Consider the following 20,871-nt stretch of genomic DNA (forward strand, 5'->3'; position numbering starts at 1 on the left):
ACGCTTGAGACTTGGTATTCATTTTTCGTCTTGCGACGTTAAGAATCCGTATCTTCGAGTGCCCACACAGATTGTCTGATAAATTGTTAAAGAGCAGTGCCGCTTCGCTTTTTCTCAGCGGCGCGGGGTGTGCATAATACGCTTTCCCGCTACAGAGTCAAGCATTTTTTTTCTTTTCTCTGTCGAGATTCTCAGGAGAACCTCGCTGACCCGGCGGCGTGTTTGCCGTTGTTCCGTGTCAGTGGTGGCGCATTATAGGGAGTTATTCCGGCCTGACAAGAGGAAATTTAAAATAATTTTCCGACCGCGCAACATTCAACCAAATCAGTCTAAAACTGCCAGTTTTTCGAGCGTTTCGAAGCCGTAGCGCTGTAAAACGGGCAATAATTGTTCAGCTTCTGGCGTCATTGCCATACAAAAGGCAATATTCACATCGGCGGATTTTGCATCCGGGGCTTCATGCTCTAGCAACCAGGCCGTTCGGCGAGCAATCGCTGCGCCAGAATCCACCAGCCGTGTTCCCTCTGGCAGCACCTGTAGCAGTTCTTCTTGTAGTAGAGGGAAATGGGTACACCCCAGTACAACGGTATCTGGCGGCTCTTTCATTCTTAACCACGGACGCAAGATACGTTTTAGCGCATCCAGAGAAACATCTTCGCCATGCAGCTTCGCTTCAGCCAACTCAACCATCTCTGCCGAACCCAGCATTTCTATCTGGCATTCATTAGCGAAACGCGCGATCAGCTCATGAGTATAAGAACGTTTAACTGTTCCGCGGGTTGCCAGTAATCCGACAATGCCATTTGCCGTCAGACGTGCAGCAGGTTTAATCGCCGGCACGACTCCAACAACCGGGAAGTCGAACTTTTCGCGTAAGGCAGGAAGTGAAACGGTACTGGCGGTGTTGCAAGCGACCACTGCCAGCGCAAGGGGATAGCGTTCTTGCACTGCGGTGACAATTGCCACCACTCGCTCAACAATAAACTCTTCGCTTTTTTCGCCATACGGGAAAGCGACGTTATCGAAAGCATAAATGTAATGGAGATCCGGTAAGAGATGCCGGATCTCGTCATAGACCGACAACCCACCGACGCCGGAGTCAAACACCAGCACGGTGGGACGTGGTTCAGAAGGTGTAGCTGCCAGACAAGGTGTATTCCCGTCCTGCAGTTTGGTAGCCATAGACTGTCTCATAATCTTTGTCGAACAGGTTGGCTATTTTACCACGAACTGTCAGGTGAGAGGTGACCGGATACGCAACCGCAAGATCCCACAAGCTCACACCGCCCATTTTAACGGTTTGATAAGGATAAGATGAGTAATCCTTATCATAGCGAGTGCCTAAATACTGATAAGTAATACCCCAGTCGAAGTCATACAACTGCCAGTCGAGCTGGTATTTCACCTGCTGTTTAGCACGGCGTAACAACGGCGTGTCGGTAATTGCATTGCGCGCATCGACATAATCATAACTCACAGTATGCGTCAGTGGTCCGGTATCAAAATTGGCGGTCGCCTCGACGCCCTTAATCCGCGCTTTCCCTTCGTTGTAATATTTCAGGGTGTGATCATCATAATCTATCAAGTCACTGACATCGTTACGATATCCGGAAATACGCCAGTTCACCCCAGCGGTTAAGCCTTCAAACGCGCCTTCCCACTGTTTGCTTTTCTCCGGGTCCAGATTCGGATTTCCGTAGAAGCCATACAGTTGCCCAAGATTTGGTGCCTTATAAGATGTCCCGTAGGAAGCAATGAAGCGATAACCTTCGATAAATTCCCAACCGGCGCTGGTTTGCCAGGTTCCATGACGACCAAACTGTGAGTTATCGTCGCTGCGTGCTGCGCCTTCAAAGGTAAAATCGCCGACTTGTTGCAGCCCGGTCAGATAGATGCCGGTATTACGTTGATCATATCCATCCTCTACATAACCTGTACCCGGCGTTGTAGTCTGTTTCTGCCAGTCAACACCCGCACCAATACTACCGTGACCAACGATGACATTGTTTGCCCACTGGACGGTGTATTGCTTCATCTCATCAAGCGTCGCCGACGAATCATAACGACCATAATGCGGATCGTAGTTGTAATCTTTGCTATGGCTATAGCTGGTAATGAGTTGTGATTTAATCAGTTCGCCGTTATAGCGCAGCCCGGCGTCCCAACTTTGGCTATAGAGTTTACGGGTATCGAGCAACGGTGAGCCGGGAGAATAATATGCGTCATAATTGGTACGGTTATCATAGCCATAGCCGCGCACAAAACCGCTCCAGACATCAGTAAAGTTATGCTCCAGCGCGCCATAAAGCGTTTTACTTAAAAAACCATCGTTATCTGGCTGAGCTTGCGTTCCGGTATTACCATAGGCGACAACATCATAACCATGAGTATGGGCATAATCGCCCAACAGCGTTACCCGTGTCTTATCTCCCAGTTGTTGCTGTGTAGAAACATCATAGTTCTGATAGCTATTGCTTCCCCACCCTGCTGAAATTTCCGTTCCGGGTTGATCGCGCGTCGTGATGATATTCACGACCCCACCTATTGCATCGGAACCATAGACGGCGGAGCGCGGCCCACGGATATATTCAACACGCTGGACAAGCGCAATAGGGAACTGGCTAAGGTCGGCAGAACCACTCACCCCCGCCAGATTCAGGCGGACGCCATCAATTAACACCAACACATGACTGGCATTTGTACCGCGAATAAAAATAGATGAGAGCTGACCTGAACCGCCGTTTTGGGTGATATCGACACCCGGAAGACGGCGCAGCACATCATTGACCGAGGTCGACTGCCAGCGGTCGATATCCTGACGCGTCACAACGGTGGTTGGTGCAAGCACAGTGCTGCGCGGCTGTTCAAAACGGTTAGCAGTAACGACGAGAGTATCCGGGCTGGTATCCTGTGCCCAAGCAGAAAATGCCGTGACGGAACACGCCGTCAGCAGCGAAGCTTTTTTAATCATTGTAAAGCATCCACAATAGAAGAAGGATGCCGCAGGCTTCATCAATATTACGCGATGATGAGAACCAGATGCGACGTTAGCCGGCAGGTCTTCGGGCTTGGAGGGGTATATAAAATACTAAGAGATGATGACTTCCCACCGGATGGCAGTGTCCGCATAACGCAATCATCGCACCTTTCCTTACCGCTGCGCGTCAGCTCCAGATTTGCACTGGATTCCCTATTAACTCACAGGACCGGCGAGTGGATGCTACAGGTTGTAACAAGTTGCTGTCCAGACGTAGCTCACAAATAGGAATACATCAAGATCTGGACATCTGATGAGCAATCCCTACAATCGCCGCGTACATTTCATTTTCAGGATACATCATGACCCCCGAACACCTTCCAACAGAACAGTATGAAGCGCAGTTAGCCGAAAAAGTGGTACGTTTGCAAAGTATGATGGCGCCGTTTTCTGACCTGGTTCCGGAAGTGTTTCGCTCGCCGGTCAGTCATTACCGGATGCGTGCGGAGTTCCGCATCTGGCACGATGGCGATGACCTGTACCACATCATTTTCGATCAACAAACCAAAAGCCGTATCCGCGTGGATAGCTTCCCCGCCGCCAGTGAACTTATCAACCAGTTGATGACGGCGATGATTGCGGGTGTGCGTAATAATCCAGTTCTGCGCCACAAGCTATTCCAGATTGATTACCTCACTACGCTGAGTAATCAGGCGGTGGTTTCCCTGCTGTACCATAAAAAGCTGGATGACGAATGGCGTCAACATGCGGAAGCTCTGCGCGATGCGTTGCGCGCACAAAATTTAAATGTGCATCTGATTGGTCGGGCAACGAAAACCAAAATCGCGCTGGATCAAGATTACATCGACGAACGTCTGCCGGTCGCAGGGAAAGAGATGATCTACCGTCAGGTAGAAAACAGCTTTACCCAGCCGAACGCGGCGATGAATATTCAGATGCTGGAATGGGCGCTGGACGTCACCAAAGGCTCAAAAGGCGATTTACTGGAGCTGTACTGCGGCAACGGTAACTTCTCATTAGCCCTGGCGCGCAATTTTGATCGGGTATTAGCCACCGAAATCGCCAAGCCTTCGGTCGCTGCCGCGCAATACAACATTGCCGCTAACCATATTGATAACGTCCAAATTATTCGTATGGCGGCAGAAGAATTTACTCAGGCGATGAATGGTGTGCGCGAGTTTAATCGCCTGCAAGGGATCGACTTGAAGAGTTATCAGTGCGAAACCATTTTTGTCGACCCACCGCGCAGCGGTCTGGACAGTGAAACCGAGAAAATGGTGCAGGCGTATCCACGTATTCTGTATATCTCCTGCAATCCGGAAACGTTATGCAAGAATCTGGAAACATTAAGCCAGACGCACAAGGTTGAACGTCTGGCTCTGTTTGATCAGTTCCCCTACACGCACCATATGGAGTGCGGCGTATTACTGACCGCGAAGTAAAATCTATGCCGGATGCGCCAGCATCCGGCATGATACCGATTACTCAGCAACTTCCTGCTTACGGTTACGGTTACGGTTACGCATCTTCGCGCCAATCCAGAACACCATAATGACGGACAGTACTGCCGGGAAGAAGTTAGAGCCGATATCCGGATATTCCGCACGAACTACCGTGCTGTACAGCAGTACGCCGAGAATAAAACAAGCAGCAGCCAGACCCGGCAAGCCTACCGGCATAGTGCGATTAAGATAACGTTGATGCAGGCAGTAAACTGTCAGCACCAGGGAAATAATCGGGAATACAGAAAATGGCACAATGGAGCTAAACAGCGCTGCGAAAGTACCATTAATCGATAAGCCAGCCACCAGCGCCAGCAGCAGCGTACCTCTATCTTGATTTGCTTGTTTCATTACTCGTCCTTCACATTTCCCGGAATAATTGCGGTTTTCTCTTGTTCACGGCGATACCAGTAATAAGCCCCTTTCGAAATCATTCGCAGTTGCAGTACCAGTCGCTCTTCTAATTGCCGACGTTGTTCGACGCCGACGTCCAACGCCTCGGCACCCGCACTGAAGACAATCGTCACCATGGCTTCGGCTTGCGCTTCAGTAAACGCACGCGGCATATGGTTTTCGAGTTCCAGATAGTCCGCAAGTTCCGCAATGAAGTGCTGAATTTCACGCGCAACGGCGGCACGAAACGCAGCGGAGGTGCCGGAGCGTTCCCGCAATAATAACCGGAAGGCGTTAGGATTATTACCGATGAACTCCATAAATGTGGAGACCGAGGTGCGGATCACACTCCCGCCTTTGGCGATACGCTGACGCGCCTGGCGCATGAGTTGGCGCAGCATTAAACCGCTCTCATCAACCATGGTCAGACCGAGTTCGTCTACGTCGCGAAAATGCCGGTAAAAAGAGGTGGGAGCAATGCCCGCTTCACGCGCCACTTCACGCAAACTCAGGCTGGCGAAGCTGCGTTCAGCACTTAATTGGCTAAATGCGGCTTCCACCAACGAACGGCGGGTTTTTTCTTTTTGTTGCGCTCTTACGCCCATCACGATGTCTGAATCCTTGCCAAAAGTACTGCTGGCACTATACCAGAGAATGAACATACTGGATTGCTCCAGTGTTGTGAATGAACGGTAACGCAATAAAACATATTTACTGCAATTCTTTGGCCGGTTCTTTTACGAACAACGGAAACCTGCCACTTAAACGGTGAGTACTGGCGATAAAAATCCAATAAAACGTTCAAGGCAAAAGTAAGAAACAGACAAAGCAAAGGCCGCTCACGATATAGCCAGATAAATGACGGGGATCAATTGGCTTACCCGCGATAAAATGTTACCATTCTGTTGCTTTTATGTATAAGAACAGGTAAGCCCTACCATGCCACATTCCTACGATTACGATGCCATAGTAATAGGTTCCGGCCCCGGCGGCGAAGGCGCTGCAATGGGCCTGGTTAAGCAAGGTGCGCGCGTCGCAGTTATCGAGCGTTATCAAAATGTTGGCGGCGGTTGCACCCACTGGGGCACCATCCCGTCGAAAGCTCTCCGTCACGCCGTCAGCCGCATTATAGAATTCAATCAAAACCCACTTTACAGCGACCATTCCCGACTGCTCCGCTCTTCTTTTGCCGATATCCTTAACCATGCCGATAACGTGATTAATCAACAAACGCGCATGCGTCAGGGATTTTACGAACGTAATCACTGTGAAATATTGCAGGGGAACGCTCGCTTTGTTGACGAGCATACGTTGGCGCTGGATTGCCCGGACGGCAGCGTCGAAACACTAACCGCTGAAAAATTTGTTATTGCCTGTGGTTCTCGCCCTTATCATCCAACAGATGTTGATTTCACCCATCCACGCATTTATGACAGCGACTCAATTCTTAGCATGCACCACGAACCGCGCCATGTACTGATTTACGGTGCTGGAGTGATCGGCTGTGAATATGCGTCGATCTTCCGCGGTATGGATGTAAAAGTGGATCTGATCAATACCCGCGATCGCCTGCTGGCATTTCTCGATCAAGAGATGTCAGATTCTCTCTCCTATCACTTCTGGAACAGTGGCGTAGTGATTCGTCACAACGAAGAGTACGAAAAGATCGAAGGCTGTGACGACGGTGTGATTATGCATCTGAAGTCGGGCAAAAAGCTGAAAGCCGACTGTCTTCTCTATGCCAACGGTCGCACCGGTAATACCGATTCGCTGGCGTTACAGAACATTGGGCTGGAAACTGACAGTCGTGGACAGCTGAAGGTCAACAGCATGTATCAGACCGCACAGCCACACGTTTACGCGGTGGGCGACGTGATTGGTTATCCGAGCCTGGCGTCGGCGGCCTATGACCAGGGGCGCATTGCCGCGCAGGCGCTGGTGAAAGGCGAAGCCACCGCACATCTGATTGAAGATATCCCTACCGGTATTTACACCATCCCGGAAATCAGCTCTGTGGGCAAAACCGAACAGCAGCTGACCGCGATGAAAGTGCCATATGAAGTGGGCCGCGCCCAGTTCAAACATCTGGCACGCGCACAAATCGTCGGCATGAACGTGGGCACGCTGAAAATTTTGTTCCATCGGGAAACAAAAGAGATTCTGGGCATTCACTGCTTTGGCGAGCGCGCAGCCGAAATTATTCATATCGGTCAGGCGATTATGGAACAGAAAGGTGGCGGCAACACTATTGAGTACTTCGTCAACACCACCTTTAACTACCCGACGATGGCGGAAGCCTATCGGGTAGCCGCGTTAAACGGTTTAAACCGCCTGTTTTAACACTTTATCGAAATGGCCATCCATTCTTGCGCGGATGGCCTCTGCCAGCTGCTCATAGCGGCTGCGCAGCGGTGAGCCCGGACGATAAACCAGGCCAATAGTGCGGCGTGGTTCCGGCTTAATACACGGCAAATAAACAACCCCATCGCGTTTACGCTCCGGCGGCACAGCCAGCGCAGGCAGTAAAGTGATCCCGCTACCTGCCGCCACCATGTTGCGCAGAGTTTCCAGGCTGGTCGCGCGGAAGTGTGTATCTTCATCCGCCCCGGCTTCAAAGCAGAAACCCATTGCCTGATCGCGCAAACAGTGACCATCTTCCAGCATCAGCAGTTTTTCCCCTGCCAGATCGGCCATTGGTACGCATTCGCGGTTCGCCCACGGGTGATCTTCATAGATAGCCAGCAACATTGGCTCATCAAACAACGGCACTTCAATGAATGCTTCGCTCTCTTTCACCAGCGCGAGGATCACGCAATCGAGTTTGCCGCTGTCCAGTTGCGCCAGTAACTGGTGGGTCTGTGCTTCATGCAGATACATTTCCAGCTTTGGAAAGGTCTGGTGCAGCATCGGGATAATATGCGGTAACAGGTAAGGCCCAACCGTGGGAATCAAACCAATATGCAGCGGCCCGGACATTGTCTCGCCCTGCTGGCTTGCCATCTCTTTAAGGACTTTCACCTCACGCAGCACGGTACGCGCCTGATCCACCAGCAGCATTCCCGCCTGGGTGAATAACACTTTACGGCTGGTCCGCTCCAGCAACATCACGCCCAGCTCATCTTCCAGCTTACGAATTTGCCCGCTAAGCGTCGGCTGGCTAACGTGGCAGGAATCTGCCGCACGCCGAAAATGACGGTGTTCAGCCAATGCCACCAGGTACTCAAGATCACGAATATTCATTATCCATCCTCCATCGCCACGATAGTTCATGGCGATAGGTAGAATAGCAATGAACGATTATCCCTATCAAGCATTCTGACTGATAATTGCTCACAGAAACGGAGCGGCACCTCTTTTAACCCTTGAAGTCACTGCCCGTTTCGAGAGTTTCTCAACTCGAATAACTAAAGCCAACGTGAACTTTTGCGGATCTCCAGGATCCGCTTTTTTTTATTCTACAGGCCCACAGCAAGAGAGCCTGATAGTAACAGTTACTCAATCCGATCTTTGACAATAAAGAAGTAACACAGCGCCCCGGTGAACGTCACACAGGCCGCGATAACCAGCGCCAGATTAAACGAGTGCGTGGTATCCACTACCCAACCGGTTACGATCGGAGCAAAGGAAGCAAAAACAAAACTGCCAAAGTTTTGAATCCCGGCGATGGAAGCCACTTTTGTTTCTGACACCATCACCTGCACCAGTCCCCATGCAGATGTTCCCGCGAAATGCACGCAGAACAGCGCCATTGAGATAAACGCTACAGCCTGGGCTGGCGAGGAGGATTGCACGACCAGCAACGTGCCTAATGCCGACATCATCAAACCGCAGACAATAGCCGTTTTACGCGTCTTCGCCAGGTCGTAGCCTTTTTTCGCCAGCCGATCGACAACAATACCGTTAACCCACATCCCGACCGCCGCCGCGAGGAAAGGAATCGCCGCCACCCAACCGGTTTTCGCCAGACTGAAGCCTTGCTCGGCTTGTAAATAACCGGGTAACCACGCGATGTAGAGCCAACCGGTATAATTGACGCCAGAGAAACCTAAAATCATCCCCCAGGTTGTCCGATGCTTAAACAGCGCCAGCCACTCGCTAAATTGTAATTGTGGACGCGGTTTAACCGGCGCGGAGAGATAGGTCCGTTCTTCGTCGGTCAGGACAAACTGCGCCCGGTTGCGATACCACGCGTACCAACAGATCCCAACCAGAATCCCCGCCACGCCGATGATGACGAACATTGCCCGCCAGCCCCATGCCAGCTGCATCAATACAAGAGCAGGAGGCGCAATAGCCTGACCGATAACGGTAGATGAGTTAAAAATCCCCAGCGCCGTGCCGCGTTCTTTTTGCGCATACCAGTCGGTGATCGACTTTACTCCCGCAGGCATAAATGGCGCTTCGCCAATACCCAGACCGATACGCATTAAAATAAAGTGGCTAAAAGAATTAACCATTCCTGTTAATGCCTGCATTAATGACCAGAATATTAAGCCTGCACCTAAAACTATTCGTGGGCCAAAGCGGTCTAGCAAAATACCGGAAGGGAGTTGTGAAAAACCATAAGACAGAGAAAATGCAGAAAGCAAAACGCCAAATTCTGTCGCCGATAATCCTAACTCGCCACGAATCGCTTCGCCTGCCACGCTCAATGACGAACGGTCGAGGAAATTAACGATCCCCGCCATAAATAATAAAACCAGCGTTACTGTCTGAATACGACGAATCCGTTGCGGTTTATTACCCGCAACACTGGTTGACACATCAACGTCCATTTTTAGCTCCTTGAGCGGAATTAATCGATTTGCTGACTATTCAGAAAATAATTAAGCGAACCGTTATTACCAGTTCCACAATGTGCCATCTTCCAGTCGTGCGACGGGGAGATACGCCGGGTCATACGGATATTTCGCCGCCAGTTTCTCATCGAAAGAAATACCCAGCCCCGGTTCATCGCCTGGGTGCATATAACCTTCATCGAAGCGCCAGCTGTGCGGGAAGACTTCAAGCATTTGTTCGGAATAGCCCATGTACTCCTGAACACCAAAGTTTGGCACCCAGAGGTCAAAATGCAGCGCCGCCGCATGACAAACAGGCGATAAATCTGAAGGGCCATGCGAACCGGTACGTACCTGATAAAGCGATGCAAAATCGGCAATCCGTCGCATCCCGGTAATGCCGCCTGCATGGGTAATCGTCGTGCGAATATAGTCAATCAGCTGCTCTTCGATTAACTGCTTGCAGTCCCAGATACTGTTAAACACTTCACCGACCGCAATCGGCGTCACAGTATGCTGGCGAATCAGACGAAAACATTCCTGGTTCTCGGCAGGCGTCGGATCTTCCATCCAGAACAGGCGGTAATCCTCAATGCTCTTCCCAAAGCGCGCCGCTTCGATAGGAGTCAGGCGATGGTGCATGTCATGCAACAGATGTTCGTTAAAACCGAACTTATTACGCACCGCTTCAAATAACTTCGGTGTAAAATCGAGATACTTTTCTGAAGACCACAACTGCTCTTCCGGCCACAGGCCTTTGGTTGCCGGTTCATACGCCAGTCCTTTGCCCTTCGCCAGGCCATAAGTGGTTTGCATACCCGGTACACCGCACTGCACACGAATCGCCTTAAAGCCCATCTGCTGGTGCTTTGCATAGTCTTCAAGGACTTCATCAATCGTGCGCCCGGTGGTGTGGCAATAAACCATCACGCCTTCACGAGAAGCCCCACCAAGCAGTTGATACAATGGCATATTTGCCGCTTTGGCTTTGATATCCCACAACGCCATATCAATGGCAGAAATGGCCGACATTGTGACGGGGCCACGTCGCCAGTAAGCACCTTTATAAAAGAATTGCCAGATATCTTCGATACGGCTGGCATCGCGGCCAATTAATTGTGGACAAAGATGATCTTTCAGATAAGAAGCGACCGACAATTCGCGACCATTTAATGTGGCATCTCCCAATCCACAAAGTCCGCTTGCAGTGGTTATTTTAAGCGTAACGAAATTACGTCCTGGGCAAGTAACAAAAACATCTGCAGCAATAATTTTCATTATTGCAATCTCCTGTGTTGTAAATAGACGCTTCAAACTTAATTTTACGCCTACTACCATACAAGAGAGAAAGAGCGATTATTCAACCGTGATCACATTAAAAATAAAAATTTCCACCGAGGAGACCCCCCCCCTCAAAAACCACCTGAATAATTAACCATCATCGTTAAAACAACACGTTAAATAATCACATAACAAACTCCATTAATCATTAAAAATGAGCGCAGCAATAGAAATGAATTATATTCAATTAATTAAAATATGTATTGATTGATGTATTGAAAATATGATTTTCATGGGGAGAGTGAAGGTAAAGAAGACGCAAGAATAAAAAGGAATATGACAAATAATAGTTCTGGTTGGGCGTTAAATTTAAGGTCACCAGAATGCTGAAAAATTTCTGCCTGAGGCAGTCCGCCTACGTAGTGTCGCTACTTTATAGGCGTGGTAAGCTCCCCATTTTCAGGGGAGCAATATAAACCAATTACTCCAACCGCGCCTGCGCAAAAGCAATCGCCTGCGCCACCTGCTGCGGGGAGACGCCGCCTTTTGCTGCACGCTTGTCGAGGCACGATTGCAGCGACAGAATCGGATAGACATCTTCGCCAATCACCTGACTGAATTTCTGCAACTCACTGAGCGGCAGTTCTTCCAGCGGTTTGCCCTGACGAATGGCTTCCACCACCGCTTCACCAACAATATGGTGCGCCTCGCGGAACGGCACACCTTTCGCCACCAGGTAATCCGCCAGTTCAGTGGCGTTCGCATACCCCTGCTGCGCCGCTTCCTGACAACGTGGGCGTTTCACCTGAATCCCGTCCAGCACCAGCGCCGCCATATGCAGGCAGTCCAGCCAGGTATCGAGCGCGTCGAACAGACCTTCTTTGTCTTCCTGCATATCTTTGTTATAGGCCAACGGCAGACCTTTCAGCGTCATCATCATGCCGGTCAACGCGCCCTGAACACGACCGCATTTACCGCGAATCAGCTCCAGCGCATCCGGATTTTTCTTCTGCGGCATTAATGATGAACCGGAAGTCACGCGATCAGAAAGCTCCACAAAACCCGCTTCGCCGGTGTTAAAGAAAATCAGATCTTCGGCAAAACGCGACAAATGCACCATACCGATAGCGGCGGCAGAAAGCAGTTCCAGCACGTGGTCGCGGTCAGAAACGCTGTCGAGACTGTTACGGGTCGCCGAGGCAAAGCCCAGCCAGCCTGCTAACTGTTCACGGTCGATTTCATAAGCCGTTCCCGCCAGTGCGCCACAGCCTAACGGGCTGACATCCAGACGCTTAAGCGCATCCTGCAAACGGCTTTCATCACGCGCCAACATCTCAACATACGCCAGGCACCAGTGCGCGAACGTCACCGGCTGGGCGCGTTGCAGGTGAGTGTAACCTGGCATTACCGCGTCCTGATTGTTTTGTGCGGTTTCCACCAGCGCCGATTGCAGCTGCCGGTTAGCCGTCAGCAACTCGCTAACGGTATCTTTGCACCACAGTTTCAGGTCAGTCGCTACCTGATCATTACGGCTACGCCCGGTATGCAATTTTTTGCCTAACTGGCCCACTTTGTCGATCAGTTTGCCTTCCACCCAGCTATGGATATCTTCGGCGTCGCTTTCAAGAATTTGTTGTGGCCTGGCGCGAACATCTTCCAGCAGCACATTGAGCGCCTCTTCCAGTTGCACCTGTTCTTCTGCGGTTAACACGCCTACCGTTACCAGCGCTTTGGACCAGGCCACAGAGCCAACAATATCCTGCTCCGCCAGACGGTAATCAAAGCGCAGTGAGTCGTTGAATTGTTTGAACCGTTGATCTGCTGCCTGGGTAAAACGCCCGCCCCAAAGTGCCATAAATCTGTTTCCTTATTTTTAAATTCAATGCCAGAAAGCTACGTCTCCGGCCAACAAAACTTAAGCTAAAATCCGCGTACCCATCGGCATACCGTTAAACAGTGCCGGAAGTTGTTCCGCATGACGCCAGGAGGCGATATCTACCGGACGGCCGAGCGTGCGCGCAGCATCCAGCGCCGCGTTCACTTTCACTATCATGCCGTCAGTAATAATGCCCTGCTCAATCAGTTGTTCTGCTTTCGCGGCGGTCATTTCGGCAATACGTTGCCCTTTGCCGTCGAGAATACCGCTGACATCAGAGAGCAAAATCAGATCCGCGCCCAGCGTTGCCGCCAGCGCCGTCGCCGCCTGGTCGGCATTGACGTTCATCAGTTGCCCTTCGTCTGTTACGCCAATGGAGCTGACCACCGGCAGATAACCGTTTTCCAGCAATGTATTGATAAGCTTAGGCGAACCTGGCTGCGCCAGTCCAACATGGCCTAACTCTTCATCAAGCTGGATCACTTTGACGCTGTCGCCGTCACCGAGAAACAAACCTACGGACGCAATCTGATGTTTCTTCGCCCATGCCAGCAGGGTTTTGTTTGCCGTTCCCGCCAGTGCTCCGGTGATAATGTTTATCTGATCCGCAGGCGTCACCCGCAGGCCATTTTTCTTTTTCACCGGCAGATTCAGCCCTTTCATCAGCTCATCCACCACGCAGCCGCCGCCGTGGACAATCACCAGCGGACGCTGATGTGACTCGCGATAGTTCACCAGTGCGGTAAACAGACGTTCCAGCGCCTCTTCACTATCCAGCAGTACGCCGCCCAGTTTGATAATTAATGGATTCATCATTGCACCCCTAAATAAGAGACTGCGTTTCCGCATAGCCGAAACGAATATTGGCGCACTGTACCGCTTGTGCTGCCGCGCCTTTCAATAAGTTGTCTTCGGTCGCCACAATAATCAGATGTTCCCCCTGAACGGCAAAACCGATATCGCAGAACGGCAGCCCGACGACATTTTTCAGCGCCGGAACGCCTTTGTCATACAGCCGCACCAGCGGTTTATGGGCATACGCCTGCTGTAACGCTTGCGCGACTTGCGCCTGGGTCACACCCGGTTTCAGGCGGCAGGTAATGGTTTCGAGAATGCCGCGCGGGAAATTGCCCAGATGCGGGGTGAAGATAACTTCAGCACCGAGGTGTGTGGCGATCTCCGGCTGGTGGCGATGGGTAAAGACACCATACGGTTGCAGGCTAACTTCACAAAAACTATTTGAAATCGCTGCCTTACGTCCTGCTCCGCTCACACCACTGGTGGCGTTGATAACCGGCCACTGATTGAGGTCAAGAAGATCGGCATCAATCAACGGTTTCAGCGCCAATTGCGCCGCCGTCGGATAACAGCCAGGCACCGCAATTAAGTTCGCTTCTTTTAATTTATGACCGCACCACTCCGCCAGACCGTAAGCTGCCTGTTCCAACAGTTCCGGGTATTGATGGCTAAAGCCGTAATATTTTTCATAGAAGGTGGCGTCGTTAACACGAAACGCGCCGGAAAGGTCGAACACCACACAGCCCGCTTCAAGAAATTGTGGCGCTAAATCGTGACTAACTTCATGGGCAGTAGCAAGAAACACCACGTCCACCCCTGGGCTAAACTCACTGATATCCGACATCGGCTGCAACGGCAGATCAACGATGCCTTTTAGCTGCGGATGCAAATCGGAGATTAACTTTCCCGCATCATTGCTTTGCGCTGAAACAGTCAAAGCGGTTATGTTCATATGCGGATGGCGATTTACATAGGTCACTAGCTCTGCGCCAGCGTAACCGCTGGCGCCCACAATCAGCGTATTCAACATCGGGGCTATTCACCTTCTTATGTCTGGTTGCCTGGTTAAACGTAAAACATTCACCTTACGGCTGGTGGGTTTTATTACGCTCAACGTTAGTGTATTTTTATTCACAAATACTGCATGAATATTGATACTATCATGACCAGAGGTGTGTCAACAATGAAAAACAAATTACCGCCATTTATCGAGATTTACCGTGCTCTGATTGCCACACCTTCAATAAGCGCCACGGAAGAGGCACTCGATCAAAGCAATGCAGATTTAATCACTCTGCTGGCGGACTGGTTTAAAGATTTGGGCTTCAATGTGGAAGTGCAGCCCGTGCCGGGAACTCGCAACAAATTTAATATGCTAGCCAGTTGCGGACAGGGAGCTGGCGGTTTGCTGCTGGCGGGGCATACCGATACGGTGCCATTTGATGACGGCCGCTGGACGCGCGATCCGTTTACGCTGACGGAGCATGACGGCAAGCTTTACGGCTTAGGCACCGCCGACATGAAAGGCTTTTTTGCGTTTATCCTTGATGCGCTACGCGATGTCGACGTCACGAAACTGAAAAAACCACTCTACATTCTCGCAACTGCCGATGAAGAAACCAGTATGGCCGGAGCGCGATATTTTGCCGAAACTACCGCCCTGCGCCCGGATTGCGCCATCATTGGCGAACCGACGTCACTACAACCGGTACGCGCGCATAAAGGCCATATCTCGAACGCCATCCGTATTCAGGGCCAGTCGGGGCACTCCAGCGATCCAGCACGCGGAGTTAACGCGATCGAATTGATGCACGACGCCATCGGGCATATTTTGCAATTGCGCGATAATCTGAAAGAACGTTATCACTACGAAGCATTTACCGTGCCATACCCTACGCTCAACCTCGGGCATATTCACGGTGGCGATGCATCTAACCGTATTTGCGCTTGCTGTGAGTTGCATATGGATATTCGTCCGCTGCCAGGCATGACACTCAATGAACTTAATGGTTTGCTCAACGATGCATTGTCTCCGGTGAGCGAGCGCTGGCCGGGTCGTCTGACGGTCGACGAGCTGCATCCACCGATTCCTGGCTATGAATGCCCACCGAATCATCAACTGGTTGAAGTGGTTGAGAAATTGCTCGGAGCAAAGACCGAAGTAGTGAACTACTGTACCGAAGCGCCGTTTATTCAGACGTTATGCCCGACACTGGTGCTGGGACCTGGCTCAATTAATCAGGCTCATCAGCCTGATGAATACCTGGAGACACGGTTTATTAAGCCCACCCGCGAACTGATCACCCAGGTGATTCACCATTTCTGCTGGCATTAAAACGTAGGCCAAACAATGTCGGATGCGATGCTTGCGCATCTTATCCGACCTACACCTTTGGTGTTACTCAAGGCGATTTTTTAACATTTCCATAAGTTACGCTTATTTAAAGCGTCGTGTATTTAATGGCGTAAATTCCTGCTATTTATTCGTTTGCTGAAGCGATTTCGCAGCATTTGACGTCATCGCTTTTACGTGGCTTTATAAAAGACGACGAAAAGCAAAGCCCGAGCATATTCGCGCCAATGCGACGTGAAGGATACAGGGCTATCAAACGATAAGATGGGGTGTCTGGGGTAATATGAACGAACAATATTCCGCATTGCGTAGTAATGTCAGTATGCTCGGCAAAGTGCTGGGGGAAACCATCAAGGATGCGTTGGGAGAACACATTCTTGAACGCGTTGAAACTATCCGTAAGTTGTCCAAATCTTCACGCGCTGGCAATGATGCTAACCGCCAGGAGTTGCTCACCACTTTACAAAATTTGTCGAACGACGAGCTGCTGCCCGTTGCGCGTGCGTTTAGTCAGTTCCTGAATCTGGCTAACACCGCCGAGCAATACCATAGCATTTCGCCGAAAGGCGAAGCAGCCAGCAATCCGGAAGTGATCGCCCGCACCCTGCGTAAACTGAAAAACCAGCCGGAACTGAGCGAAGACACCATCAAAAAAGCAGTTGAATCGCTGTCGCTGGAACTGGTCCTCACGGCTCACCCAACCGAAATTACCCGTCGTACGCTGATCCACAAAATGGTGGAAGTGAACGCCTGCTTAAAACAGCTCGACAACAAAGATATCGCCGACTACGAACATAACCAACTGATGCGCCGCCTGCGCCAGTTGATCGCCCAGTCATGGCATACCGATGAAATCCGTAAGCTGCGCCCAAGCCCGGTAGATGAGGCCAAATGGGGCTTTGCCGTAGTAGAAAACAGCCTGTGGCAAGGCGTACCGAATTACCTGCGCGAACTGAACGAACAACTGGAAGAGAACCTCGGCTACAAACTACCCGTCGAATTTGTTCCGGTGCGTTTTACCTCGTGGATGGGCGGCGACCGCGACGGAAACCCGAACGTCACTGCCGATATCACCCGCCACGTCCTGCTGCTCAGCCGCTGGAAAGCCACCGATCTGTTCCTGAAAGATATTCAAGTTCTGGTTTCTGAACTGTCGATGGTTGAAGCAACTCCGGAACTGCTGGCGCTGGTCGGCGAAGAAGGTGCCGCAGAACCGTATCGCTATCTGATGAAAAACCTGCGTTCCCGCTTGATGGCGACACAGGCATGGCTGGAAGCGCGCCTGAAAGGTGAAGAAGTACCAAAACCAGAGGGTCTGCTGACGCAGAACGAAGAACTGTGGGAGCCGCTCTACGCTTGCTACCAGTCCCTTCAGGCGTGTGGCATGGGTATTATTGCCAACGGCGATCTGCTCGACACCCTGCGCCGCGTGAAATGTTTCGGTGTACCGCTGGTCCGTATTGATATCCGTCAGGAGAGCACCCGTCATACCGAAGCGCTGGGCGAACTGACCCGCTACCTCGGCATCGGCGACTATGAAAGCTGGTCAGAGGCCGACAAACAGGCGTTCCTGATCCGCGAACTGAACTCCAAACGCCCTCTTCTGCCGCGTAACTGGCAACCGAGCGCCGAAACGCGCGAAGTACTTGATACCTGTCAGGTAATTGCTGAAGCACCGCAAGGTTCCATTGCCGCCTACGTGATCTCGATGGCAAAAACGCCGTCCGACGTACTGGCTGTACACCTGCTGCTGAAAGAAGCGGGTATTGGATTTGCGATGCCGGTTGCACCGCTGTTTGAAACCCTTGATGACCTGAACAACGCCAACGATGTCATGACCCAGTTGCTCAATATCGACTGGTATCGCGGCCTGATTCAGGGCAAACAGATGGTGATGATTGGCTATTCCGACTCAGCAAAAGATGCGGGGGTGATGGCGGCTTCCTGGGCGCAATATCAGGCACAGGATGCATTAATCAAAACCTGCGAAAAAGCGGGTATTGAACTGACGCTGTTCCACGGCCGCGGCGGTTCCATTGGTCGCGGCGGCGCACCTGCCCATGCGGCGCTGCTGTCACAACCGCCAGGAAGCCTGAAAGGCGGCCTTCGCGTGACCGAACAGGGCGAGATGATCCGCTTTAAATATGGTCTGCCAGAAATCACCGTTAGCAGCCTGTCGCTGTACACCGGGGCAATTCTGGAAGCCAACCTGCTGCCACCGCCGGAGCCGAAAGAGAGCTGGCGTCGCATTATGGATGAACTGTCAGTCATCTCCTGCGATCTCTACCGTGGCTACGTACGTGAAAACAAAGATTTTGTGCCGTACTTCCGCTCCGCTACGCCGGAACAAGAGCTTGGCAAACTGCCGTTGGGTTCACGTCCGGCGAAACGTCGCCCGACCGGCGGCGTCGAGTCACTGCGCGCCATTCCGTGGATTTTTGCCTGGACACAAAACCGCCTGATGCTCCCCGCCTGGCTGGGTGCAGGTACGGCGCTGCAAAAAGTGGTCGAAGATGGCAAGCAGAGCGAACTGGAAGCCATGTGCCGCGACTGGCCATTCTTCTCGACGCGTCTCGGCATGCTGGAGATGGTCTTCGCCAAAGCAGACCTGTGGCTGGCGGAATACTATGATCAACGTCTGGTAGACAAAGCATTATGGCCGTTAGGTAAAGAGTTACGTAATCTGCAAGAAGAAGACATCAAAGTGGTGCTGGCGATTGCCAACGATTCTCACCTGATGGCCGATCTGCCGTGGATTGCGGAGTCTATTCAGCTGCGAAATATTTACACCGACCCACTGAACGTATTGCAGGCCGAGTTGCTGCACCGCTCCCGCCAGGCAGAAAAAGAAGGCCAGGAACCGGATCCTCGCGTCGAGCAAGCGTTAATGGTTACTATTGCCGGGATTGCGGCAGGTATGCGTAATACCGGCTAATCTTCCCCTCCTGCAAACCCTCGTGCTTTTGCGCGAGGGTTTTCTGAAATACTTCTGTTCTAACACCCTCGTTTTCAATATATTTCTGTCTGCATTTTATTCAAATTCTGGATATCCCTTCAGATATCCTTAAGGAATTGTCGTTACATTCGGCGATATTTTTTCAAGACAGGTTCTTACTATGCATTCCACAGAAGTCCAGGCTAAACCTCTTTTTAGCTGGAAAGCCCTGGGTTGGGCACTGCTCTACTTTTGGTTTTTCTCTACTCTGCTACAGGCCATTATTTACATCAGTGGTTATAGTGGCACTAACGGCATTCGCGACTCGCTGTTATTCAGTTCGCTGTGGTTGATCCCGGTATTCCTCTTTCCGAAGCGGATTAAAATTATTGCCGCAGTAATCGGCGTGGTGCTATGGGCGGCCTCTCTGGCGGCGCTGTGCTACTACGTCATCTACGGTCAGGAGTTCTCGCAGAGCGTTCTGTTTGTGATGTTCGAAACCAACACCAACGAAGCCAGCGAGTATTTAAGCCAGTATTTCAGCCTGAAAATTGTGCTTATCGCGCTGGCCTATACGGCGGTGGCAGTTCTGCTGTGGACACGCCTGCGCCCGGTCTATATTCCAAAGCCGTGGCGTTATGTTGTCTCTTTTGCCCTGCTTTATGGCTTGATTCTGCATCCGATCGCCATGAATACGTTTATCAAAAACAAGCCGTTTGAGAAAACGTTGGATAACCTGGCATCGCGTATGGAGCCTGCCGCACCGTGGCAATTCCTGACCGGCTATTATCAGTATCGTCAGCAACTAAACTCGCTAACAAAGCTACTGAATGAAAATAATGCCTTGCCGCCGCTGGCTAATTTCAAAGATGAATCGGGTAACGAACCGCGCACCTTAGTGCTGGTGATTGGCGAGTCGACCCAGCGTGGACGCATGAGTCTGTACGGTTATCCGCGTGAAACCACGCCGGAGCTGGATGCGCTGCATAAAACCGATCCGAATCTGACCGTGTTTAATAACGTGGTGACGTCTCGTCCGTACACCATTGAAATCCTGCAACAGGCGCTGACTTTTGCCAATGAAAAGAACCCGGATCTGTATCTGACGCAGCCGTCGCTGATGAACATGATGAAACAGGCGGGTTATAAAACCTTCTGGATCACCAACCAGCAAACGATGACCGCCCGCAATACCATGCTGACGGTATTTTCGCGCCAGACCGACAAGCAGTACTACATGAACCAGCAACGTACGCAGAGTGCGCGTGAATACGACACCAACGTGCTGAAGCCGTTCCAGGAAGTGCTGAATGACCCTGCGCCGAAGAAACTGATCATCGTTCATCTGCTGGGTACGCATATCAAATACAAATACCGCTACCCGGAAAATCAGGGCAAGTTTGATGGCAATACCGATCATGTTCCGCCGGGACTAAGCGCAGAAGAGCTGGAGTCATATAACGATTATGATAACGCTAACCTGTATAACGATCATGTGGTTGCCAGCCTGATTAAAGACTTTAAAGCAGCAGACCCGAACGGTTTCCTGGTTTACTTCTCTGACCACGGTGAAGAGGTTTACGACACGCCGCCGCACAAAACTCAGGGGCGTAATGAGGACAACCCGACGCGTCATATGTACACCATTCCGTTCCTGCTGTGGACGTCAGAAAAATGGCAAGCGACTCATCCGCGTGATTTCTCGCAGGATGTTGATCGTAAATACAGCCTGGCGGAACTGATCCACACCTGGTCAGATTTGGCGGGCTTATCTTACGACGGTTACGATCCAACCCGTTCAGTGGTGAATCCGCAGTTCAAAGAAACTACCCGCTGGATTGGTAACCCGTACAAGAAAAACGCGCTGATCGATTACGACACTCTGCCGTATGGCGATCAGGTGGGTAATCAGTAAATGACCTTTGTATCGTGTCTGGCACTATTTGCCGGATGCGAT

15 protein-coding genes and 1 riboswitch are annotated in these 20,871 nt (G+C 51.2%); of the genes, 5 read left to right on the forward strand and 10 right to left on the reverse strand.

The window, feature by feature from the left end:
• Window positions 1–324: 324 nt before the first annotated feature.
• Entirely contained in the window at window positions 325–1,182 is an 858-nt protein-coding gene (gene murI, locus AACU19_RS14640) for a glutamate racemase (RefSeq protein WP_105279094.1), read from the reverse strand.
• Window positions 1,127–2,971, reverse strand: a complete 1,845-nt coding sequence (gene btuB / locus AACU19_RS14645) for a TonB-dependent vitamin B12 receptor BtuB (RefSeq protein WP_105279095.1) — start codon at window positions 2,969–2,971, stop codon at window positions 1,127–1,129. The genes murI and btuB overlap by 56 nt, the downstream gene beginning before the upstream one ends.
• A gap of 65 nt (window positions 2,972–3,036) precedes the next feature.
• Window positions 3,037–3,226: riboswitch (cobalamin riboswitch) on the reverse strand.
• 113 nt (window positions 3,227–3,339) lie between these two features.
• On the opposite strand from btuB, the gene trmA reads away from it, so the two are divergent.
• Window positions 3,340–4,440 carry a tRNA (uridine(54)-C5)-methyltransferase TrmA gene (gene trmA / locus AACU19_RS14650; RefSeq protein ID WP_105279096.1) on the forward strand — a complete coding sequence of 367 codons (1,101 nt, stop codon included), beginning with the start codon at window positions 3,340–3,342 and terminating at the stop codon, window positions 4,438–4,440.
• Between the two features lie 39 nt (window positions 4,441–4,479).
• Here the strand turns inward: trmA and AACU19_RS14655 are convergent, their stop codons facing one another.
• Both AACU19_RS14655 and fabR read right to left on the reverse strand, forming a co-directional pair.
• A complete protein-coding gene (locus AACU19_RS14655; protein ID WP_105279097.1) occupies window positions 4,480–4,851 on the reverse strand; it encodes a YijD family membrane protein in 372 nt (123 codons plus the stop codon).
• Entirely contained in the window at window positions 4,851–5,501 is a 651-nt protein-coding gene (fabR, locus tag AACU19_RS14660) for an HTH-type transcriptional repressor FabR (protein ID WP_001309117.1), read from the reverse strand. The genes AACU19_RS14655 and fabR overlap by 1 nt, the downstream gene beginning before the upstream one ends.
• Before the next feature lie 331 nt (window positions 5,502–5,832).
• On the opposite strand from fabR, the gene sthA reads away from it, so the two are divergent.
• Window positions 5,833–7,233 carry a Si-specific NAD(P)(+) transhydrogenase gene (sthA, locus tag AACU19_RS14665; protein WP_001120810.1) on the forward strand — a complete coding sequence of 467 codons (1,401 nt, stop codon included), beginning with the start codon at window positions 5,833–5,835 and terminating at the stop codon, window positions 7,231–7,233.
• On the opposite strand, the gene oxyR is transcribed toward sthA, so the two are convergent.
• The 6 genes from oxyR to argC all read right to left on the reverse strand — a co-directional run bounded on the left by oxyR (window position 7,216) and on the right by argC (window position 14,656).
• A complete protein-coding gene (oxyR, locus tag AACU19_RS14670; protein WP_001025939.1) occupies window positions 7,216–8,133 on the reverse strand; it encodes a DNA-binding transcriptional regulator OxyR in 918 nt (305 codons plus the stop codon). The two genes, sthA and oxyR, sit on opposite strands and share 18 nt — an antisense overlap.
• Before the next feature lie 251 nt (window positions 8,134–8,384).
• Window positions 8,385–9,668, reverse strand: a complete 1,284-nt coding sequence (locus AACU19_RS14675) for an MFS transporter (protein ID WP_000382176.1) — start codon at window positions 9,666–9,668, stop codon at window positions 8,385–8,387.
• Window positions 9,669–9,734: 66 nt separating this feature from the next.
• Entirely contained in the window at window positions 9,735–10,949 is a 1,215-nt protein-coding gene (manD, locus tag AACU19_RS14680) for a D-mannonate dehydratase ManD (RefSeq protein ID WP_000690928.1), read from the reverse strand.
• A gap of 484 nt (window positions 10,950–11,433) precedes the next feature.
• Window positions 11,434–12,807, reverse strand: coding sequence for an argininosuccinate lyase (gene argH / locus AACU19_RS14685; RefSeq protein WP_032185652.1), 1,374 nt, complete (start codon window positions 12,805–12,807; stop codon window positions 11,434–11,436).
• Between the two features lie 60 nt (window positions 12,808–12,867).
• Window positions 12,868–13,644 carry an acetylglutamate kinase gene (argB, locus tag AACU19_RS14690; protein ID WP_105279098.1) on the reverse strand — a complete coding sequence of 259 codons (777 nt, stop codon included), beginning with the start codon at window positions 13,642–13,644 and terminating at the stop codon, window positions 12,868–12,870.
• 7 nt (window positions 13,645–13,651) lie between these two features.
• Complete coding sequence (gene argC, locus AACU19_RS14695) at window positions 13,652–14,656, reverse strand: N-acetyl-gamma-glutamyl-phosphate reductase (RefSeq protein ID WP_105279099.1); 1,005 nt, start codon at window positions 14,654–14,656, stop codon at window positions 13,652–13,654.
• A 153-nt stretch (window positions 14,657–14,809) separates the two neighbouring features.
• Between argC and argE the strand changes: the two genes are divergently transcribed.
• The 3 genes from argE to AACU19_RS14710 all read left to right on the forward strand — a co-directional run bounded on the left by argE (window position 14,810) and on the right by AACU19_RS14710 (window position 20,829).
• The gene (gene argE / locus AACU19_RS14700) at window positions 14,810–15,961 is read left to right on the forward strand and encodes an acetylornithine deacetylase (protein ID WP_001353723.1); all 1,152 of its coding nucleotides are present in this window, start codon (window positions 14,810–14,812) and stop codon (window positions 15,959–15,961) included.
• A 301-nt stretch (window positions 15,962–16,262) separates the two neighbouring features.
• Window positions 16,263–18,914: a phosphoenolpyruvate carboxylase gene (ppc, locus tag AACU19_RS14705; RefSeq protein WP_001005598.1), complete on the forward strand. Its 2,652-nt coding sequence runs from the start codon at window positions 16,263–16,265 to the stop codon at window positions 18,912–18,914.
• A 181-nt stretch (window positions 18,915–19,095) separates the two neighbouring features.
• Complete coding sequence (locus AACU19_RS14710; protein WP_000556307.1) at window positions 19,096–20,829, forward strand: phosphoethanolamine transferase CptA; 1,734 nt, start codon at window positions 19,096–19,098, stop codon at window positions 20,827–20,829.
• Window positions 20,830–20,871 lie beyond the last annotated feature (42 nt).

Source organism: Escherichia sp. MOD1-EC4550 (genome assembly GCF_963876935.1).
GTDB classification, from domain to species: Bacteria; Pseudomonadota; Gammaproteobacteria; order Enterobacterales; family Enterobacteriaceae; genus Escherichia; species Escherichia coli_F.